Origin of the sequence: Enterococcus sp. AZ035 (genome assembly GCF_050548325.1) — a bacterium.
Classification (GTDB): domain Bacteria; phylum Bacillota; class Bacilli; order Lactobacillales; family Enterococcaceae; genus Enterococcus; species Enterococcus faecalis.
In genome coordinates this window covers 2744463-2750509 of the sequence record NZ_CP172958.1, presented here as the reverse complement: position 1 = coordinate 2750509, position 6047 = coordinate 2744463, and the positions used below count along the sequence as shown (strand labels likewise).

Here is a 6047-nt window from a genome sequence, read left to right as displayed (position 1 = left end):
ACAGTGACCTCCTATATGTTTAAATTTTGGTTATCTAAAAAATGTGGATAACTTAAAAGAATGAGCATAGTCGATTTTAGCATTTTTTTAAAACTTTTTCCACAAGCAATTGTTCAATGTGGAAAAAAAGTACACAAGGGTGAAAAAAGTTTTCCACAGGGTGTCGACACTTGCGGAAGAAAGTGGTTGTTGAATGAGTTATCCACAAAAAGTTGAGAATAATTAAGCTTGACACAATCATGTTTCAAGAACTTATCAACAGCTGAAAAAACACCTGTGCAAAACTTTTTAACAGGCTGTTTTTTTGTGTAAAACTAGTGGAAAAATGGCTGTGAACAGAAAAAAATGTGGAAAACTATCCACAAGCTACTCACAGGAAAATTTAATTTGTGGATAATTGAAACGAATCTTTCTCAGGAAATATTTCTTAAATTTTATTGACAAAAGACCCCATTACTCGTTATACTATCAAAGTATGTCTATATATTGATGGATAGTTACAATTTCAGGAGGTGTAATTGCATGAAAAGAACGTATCAACCAAACAAACGTAAACGCCAAAAAGTTCACGGATTCCGTAAACGTATGAGCACTAAAAATGGCCGTCGCGTATTAGCAAGCCGTCGTCGTAAAGGTAGAAAAGTTATTTCTGCTTAATGATGGTCTGGTCTTTTAAACAGTCAATTTCTAAGAACCCTTAGTTATCTCCATAATTTTTTGGAAGATGTGAAGATAACTAAGGGTTCTTTTTCTGTTTTCAATAAAAGAAAGCAGGATTCTATAGAAAAGGCTACTAAAAAAGAGCGGAAATATGCTATTATTATTAAGAAGTAAAAAAATATAGAAACAAAGGGATGCCGATGAAAAAGTCCTACCGTGTCAAGAAAGAAAAAGAATTTCAACAGGTGTTTAATAAAAAACAATCTTGTGCAAATCGTCGTTTCGTGGTGTACGTTTTAGAGAAACCACAACAAGCCCATTTTCGAGTGGGGATTTCTGTTGGGAAGAAAATTGGAAACGCGGTCACAAGAAATGCTGTGAAGCGGAAAATCCGCGCGAGTTTATTTCAATTAAAAGACCGTATCTCTCCAGAAATTGATTTTATCGTGATTGCACGTCCAGGATTGGAAAAGTTATCGTCTGAAGAAGTGAAAGCTAATTTAACACATGTGTTAAATTTAGCTAAAATATTAGATGTAAGAGAGGGAATTGAGTAGTGAAGAAGTATAAGCGCTTATTATTAATGGCTGGGTTAGTGACCTTAGTTTTTGTTTTATCCGCCTGCGGAACCGCGCCCGTAAGTGAAAGTAGTACAGGAATTTGGGATCGATACATTGTTTATTATTTTGCCCAAGCGATTAAGTTCCTATCATTAGGCGGCAGTGTCGGAATTGGGATTATCCTATTTACGTTAGTCATCCGGATTATTTTATTGCCGTTGATGCATTTCCAAACGAAGAGTATGCGTAAAACACAAGAGTTGCAACCGCAATTAAAGGCCTTGCAACAAAAATACTCTTCAAAAGATCCTGAAACACAACGCTTATTCCGAGAAGAACAGCAACGTTTGTATGCAGAGAATAATGTGAATCCTTACATTGGCTGTTTACCACTGTTGGTTCAACTACCAATTATGATGGCTTTGTATCAAGCCATTTCACGCGTGCCTGAGTTAAAAGAAGGAACGTTCTTGTGGTTAAGCCTCGATAAGCCGGATCCGTATTTAATTTTACCGATTTTAGCGGCTGTCTTTACGTTTGCTAGTACGTATCTTTCAAGTATGAGCCAACTAGAAACAAATGCCTCACTAAAAATTATGAATTACGTTATGCCAGCGATGATCTTCTTTATGGGGATTTCATTAGCCAGCAGTTTATCTCTTTACTGGGTGGTCTCAAATGCCTTCCAAACAGGGCAAACATTGTTATTAAACAATCCATTCAAAATCCGTAAAGAGCGGGAGGAAGCAGCACGTCAAGCCAAAGCACGGGAGCGAGCGCTTGAACGAGCAAAAAGTCCTAAGAAAAAAGGGAAGAAAAAATAAAGGAGGTCGTTCAGATGCCGATTTATGAAGGAAATACAATCGAAGAAGCAACGCAGAAAGGCTTACAAGCACTTGGTTTAACCAAAGAGGATGTTACAATTGATGTGTTAGACGAAGGAAAAAAAGGATTTTTAGGTCTAGGAAAAAAACTTGCCCAAATTTCAATGGAACCAACGATTAGTGAGCAAGTCACAGAAGCGGTCGAAGAAACAGTGGAAGATATTGTTGTTGCCGATGAAGCAACAGCAGTGGAAGAAGCAGTTGAGGAATTAACCGAAGCAATTCCTAGTCTCTCAGAGGAATCAACACATTCTTTAGAAAATCTGGAAGACGAAGCTGCTATTATTGAATTAGCGATGTATTTAACGAATATTTCAAATGAACTGAACGCCCCTGCCATGGTTCGCATAGCGCGCGAGAATGGCAATATTATCTTCCATTTAGAAACAGAAAAACAAGGTATCTTAATTGGAAAACACGGAAAAGTGTTAAATGCGTTACAGTATTTAGCGCAAGTCTTTATTCACCGCATTGCAAGCAATAAGCTATCGATTGTTGTGAATGTCGGAAATTATCGTGAAAAACGTCATGAAATTTTGGAACGTTTAGCGAAACGCACCGCGGAAAAAGCCAAACGTACTGGGCGGCCAGTCTTCTTGGAACCAATGCCGGCTTTTGAAAGAAAACAAATTCATCACACGCTAAGTAAAGATGAGCAAATCAAAACCCATTCTGAAGGGGATGAACCTTATCGGTATTTAGTGGTTGAACCAGTTAAGAAGTATTTTTAAACAAACAAAGAAACGTTGGCAACTCTCAGCAGGGACTGAATAGTTGCCAACGTTTCTTTGTTAAATGATTTTTTAGCCGTCTCCGTTTCTTTTTTTATGTTATGATAATCAGTAATTACTCCAGTAGTAAATTCAAATGAAAAAGTTTTGTAAAGAGACGTAGGGGGAGCAACAGGTATGCGTACGGAGAAAATACTGGTTGTAGATGATGATGCAGCAGTTCGTCGCTTGATTTGGAAAGCATTACAATCAACAGGTATTCTTATTTACCAAAGTGAATCAATTGAAAAAACAAAAGATATCGTGTCCAGAGTTACCTTTGATTTGTTCATTTTAGATGATAACTTGGAACATGACAGCGATGGTTACTACTTAGTCCAAATGATTAGAGAGAAATATCCACTGGTGCCAATTATCTTTTTTAGTAGCAAAAAAGAAGAAGAGGATATCATTGCAGCCTTGGAAATGGGTGTGGATAGTTATATAACGAAACCTTTTTCCTTGAATGTTTTTAAGGCTCAGGTGATTGCTTCGTTGAATCGAGCTCGAATGATTCGAAAACAATTGAATGTTTATAAAAAAGAAGAGCTACAGGTAGGCGATTTCCGTTTTGATTATGGTCGTTATCAACTATTTAAAAAGGATTTACCTATTTCATTGTCTTCGAAAGAAGTTCAATTAATTCAATTTTTTCTGGAGAATCCCGAGCAAGTATTTTCTAAAGAACAAATTTACAGCAGTGTTTGGGGTACTGGGGATGTCGATGCGAATACGATTATGGTTTTTATTAATCGTTTACGAAGTAAATTAGAAGAAAACCCGAAAGAACCTTGTTACCTTCGGACCGTTTGGGGCATTGGTTATACCTTTACGCCAGATGGTTGCGTACAAAAAAAATGAAAAAAGACCTGCAGTTGCACGAGCGACTGCAGGTCTTTTTTGCTTATTCAATTTGCCGACGTTCCATTTCTTTCAAAATAAATTGAAGCGAACGATTTAGATGTTCATGGGTTAAAAGTGTGATCTGGTCAATATTCTTTGTTTTCATTCCGCGGAAAATTAACCAATGTTCTTCTAGGGCAATACTACGACGTTCTGAGGCACGAATCGCAATATCTCTGAAATAGATTAAGTAAGCATGGAGATCAGTCACAATTTTTTTTAAACGTAGCATCTGACTCTTAGTATAAATAAAGGAATTAAAATCTGAAAAGTTCTGTAGTAAGTCATCTACTTGGTTATTTTTATTGTATTGTTCTCCTTCGAGAAGTAAGGCTTCCAATTCATCAAAATCTTCTGGTGTCATGAGTTCCATGGCTTTAATGGTTGCTAAAGTGTCCAAAGATTTACGAATATCATAAATTTCATAAGCATCTTTCATACTGATCCCTTTAACCACGATACCCACCATAGGTATATGTTCCACCAATTGTTCTTTAACTAATTCTTGTAAAGCAAAGCGAATGGGCGTCCGACTAATGTTTAATTGCTCGGAAAATTCTTTTTCGTTAATCCGTTCACCTGCAGGAATATCCCCTAAAATAATGGTTTTTTTAAAGGCTTCATAGGTACAAATTTTTAGAGGTTTACTGCTAGTTAAATCTAAGTTCCGTTTTACTGCTTCAACCGTTGGATTCATATGAGGCACCTCCCTATAGGTTATTTTTATAGATAATAAATATAATATTAAAAATGAAAATATAACGCAAGAAAAGACAAAATGAAAAGAAAACCGAGGAGAAAAGGTACTCCTACGGTTTCAGCGACGACGTTTAATTTTGTGGAATAAATAAAGGCATGTGACCTAAAGCAACAATTGTAACAACGAAAATAACGAAAATTCCTAAGGCATATTTTGCCGATTCTTTTTGCCATTGGCCCATATCTAAACCAGTTAAACGTAATAGCAAGTAAATAAATGCCACTAATGGACTTAATAAGTGGAACGCTTGCCCCATTAAGGAAGCTAAAGCCATAGACATATTGTCAAATCCATAAGAACGTCCAGCTTCTGCTAGGACTGGTAAGACACCGAAATAGAAACCATCGTTTGAAATAAAGAATGTTCCTGGTGCTGAAATGAACGCAATCACTAAGCCCCAAGCGCCGGCTAATTGTTTTGGAATAATATTAACAAAGCTATTTGCTAAGGCATTGGCCATACCAGAACCTTGGAATAAGCCCATGAAGACGCCAGCAGCAAAAACTAAGATAACTACTTGCACAGCATCACCAGCATTTGCACTGATGCGGCTGCTTTGATCTTTTAATTTTGGATAGTTAATCATTAAAGCGATACAAGTACCAACTAGGAACAATAATAACGGTGGCATTTCAATCCACGAAGGCAAACCTAATTGACCAACGAATGAACTTAGGACTAACCAACCGATTAAGACAATCGTTAAAATACCATTGAACGCAAAATTCTTTGGACGACGAATTTCTAATAATTCTGGGTCGTTAACAATAGTCATTTCTTCCAATTCTTTATCAGTAAGCGTTGTCACGCCTAAGCGAGCACGTTCTTTTTTCCCCATGCGATAAGCAACAAAGAAGATAACATACAATACAGATAAAATCATACCAGGTGCTAAATAAGAAAGAATGTCGGCATCAACTTCTAGTACGGCCATGGCACGAGCTGTTGGACCGCCCCAAGGTAATAAGTTCATAATGGTGTTTTGTAAGATAACAAGCACACCTAAATTCATCAATTTCATATTAAGTTTTTTGTAGATGGGAATAAACGCAGAACAGCAAATCAAGGTCGTGGTTGTTCCATCTCCGTTTAAGGAAACAGCAGCAGCAACTACCGCAGTAGCCATCAAGACTTTCATTGGATCGCCTTTAGCAAAGTAAATCATTTTTTTAGTGATTGGGTCAAACAAACCAGCATCCAACATAATAGAGAAGTAAAGAATGGCAAATAATAACATAATACCAGTTTTTGAAGTAGTTGAAATCCCATCTAAGACGAAATTTCCAATGTTGACTTCAGGGACAACACCGTCAGCACCAGGTGGCGGACTCGCTACTCCAGTTGCAATTGCAATCAAAGTAAAAATAAGAGGAATAATTACTAAAGATGTAAACGGTGACAATTTCTTTTTCATGATTACATACATAAAGATGATAATCATACCATAAGCTAAAATAGTGAGTAACATGTTTTTCTTCCTTTCTTTTTTAGAACTTTTTTGTAAGCGTTA

The 6047-nt window shown here is 36.7% G+C and carries 7 protein-coding genes; 5 read left to right on the top strand and 2 right to left on the bottom strand.

What is annotated here, in order from left to right:
• Positions 1-522: 522 nt before the first annotated feature.
• The 5 genes from rpmH (at position 523) to IGL32_RS13105 (ending at position 3735) form a co-directional block, all read left to right on the top strand.
• Entirely contained in the window at positions 523-657 is a 135-nt protein-coding gene (rpmH, locus tag IGL32_RS13125) for a 50S ribosomal protein L34 (RefSeq protein WP_002356012.1), read from the top strand.
• A 203-nt stretch (positions 658-860) separates the two neighbouring features.
• Positions 861-1217 carry a ribonuclease P protein component gene (gene rnpA / locus IGL32_RS13120; RefSeq protein ID WP_002356011.1) on the top strand — a complete coding sequence of 119 codons (357 nt, stop codon included), beginning with the start codon at positions 861-863 and terminating at the stop codon, positions 1215-1217.
• On the top strand, positions 1217-2044 hold the full coding sequence (locus IGL32_RS13115; RefSeq protein ID WP_002356010.1) for a YidC/Oxa1 family membrane protein insertase: 828 nt from the start codon (positions 1217-1219) through the stop codon (positions 2042-2044). The genes rnpA and IGL32_RS13115 overlap by 1 nt, the downstream gene beginning before the upstream one ends.
• Positions 2045-2058: 14 nt before the next feature.
• Positions 2059-2835: an RNA-binding cell elongation regulator Jag/EloR gene (jag, locus tag IGL32_RS13110; protein WP_002387430.1), complete on the top strand. Its 777-nt coding sequence runs from the start codon at positions 2059-2061 to the stop codon at positions 2833-2835.
• 177 nt (positions 2836-3012) lie between these two features.
• On the top strand, positions 3013-3735 hold the full coding sequence (locus IGL32_RS13105; protein WP_002363545.1) for a response regulator transcription factor: 723 nt from the start codon (positions 3013-3015) through the stop codon (positions 3733-3735).
• Positions 3736-3778: 43 nt separating this feature from the next.
• On the opposite strand, the gene IGL32_RS13100 is transcribed toward IGL32_RS13105, so the two are convergent.
• Both IGL32_RS13100 and IGL32_RS13095 read right to left on the bottom strand, forming a co-directional pair.
• On the bottom strand, positions 3779-4474 hold the full coding sequence (locus IGL32_RS13100) for a GntR family transcriptional regulator (protein WP_002356006.1): 696 nt from the start codon (positions 4472-4474) through the stop codon (positions 3779-3781).
• 133 nt (positions 4475-4607) lie between these two features.
• Positions 4608-6005 (bottom strand): CitMHS family transporter, encoded by a 1398-nt coding sequence (locus IGL32_RS13095; RefSeq protein ID WP_002356005.1) that lies wholly within the window; start codon positions 6003-6005, stop codon positions 4608-4610.
• Between the last annotated feature and the right edge of the window lie 42 nt (positions 6006-6047).

Coding starts and splice junctions, on each gene's coding strand:
- IGL32_RS13100 (WP_002356006.1), bottom strand. CDS start 4,474: ATGAATCCAACGGTTGAAGCAGTAAAACGGAACTTAGATTTAACTAGC.
- jag (WP_002387430.1), top strand. CDS start 2,059: ATGCCGATTTATGAAGGAAATACAATCGAAGAAGCAACGCAGAAAGGC.
- rpmH (WP_002356012.1), top strand. CDS start 523: ATGAAAAGAACGTATCAACCAAACAAACGTAAACGCCAAAAAGTTCAC.
- IGL32_RS13105 (WP_002363545.1), top strand. CDS start 3,013: ATGCGTACGGAGAAAATACTGGTTGTAGATGATGATGCAGCAGTTCGT.
- IGL32_RS13095 (WP_002356005.1), bottom strand. CDS start 6,005: ATGTTACTCACTATTTTAGCTTATGGTATGATTATCATCTTTATGTAT.
- rnpA (WP_002356011.1), top strand. CDS start 861: ATGAAAAAGTCCTACCGTGTCAAGAAAGAAAAAGAATTTCAACAGGTG.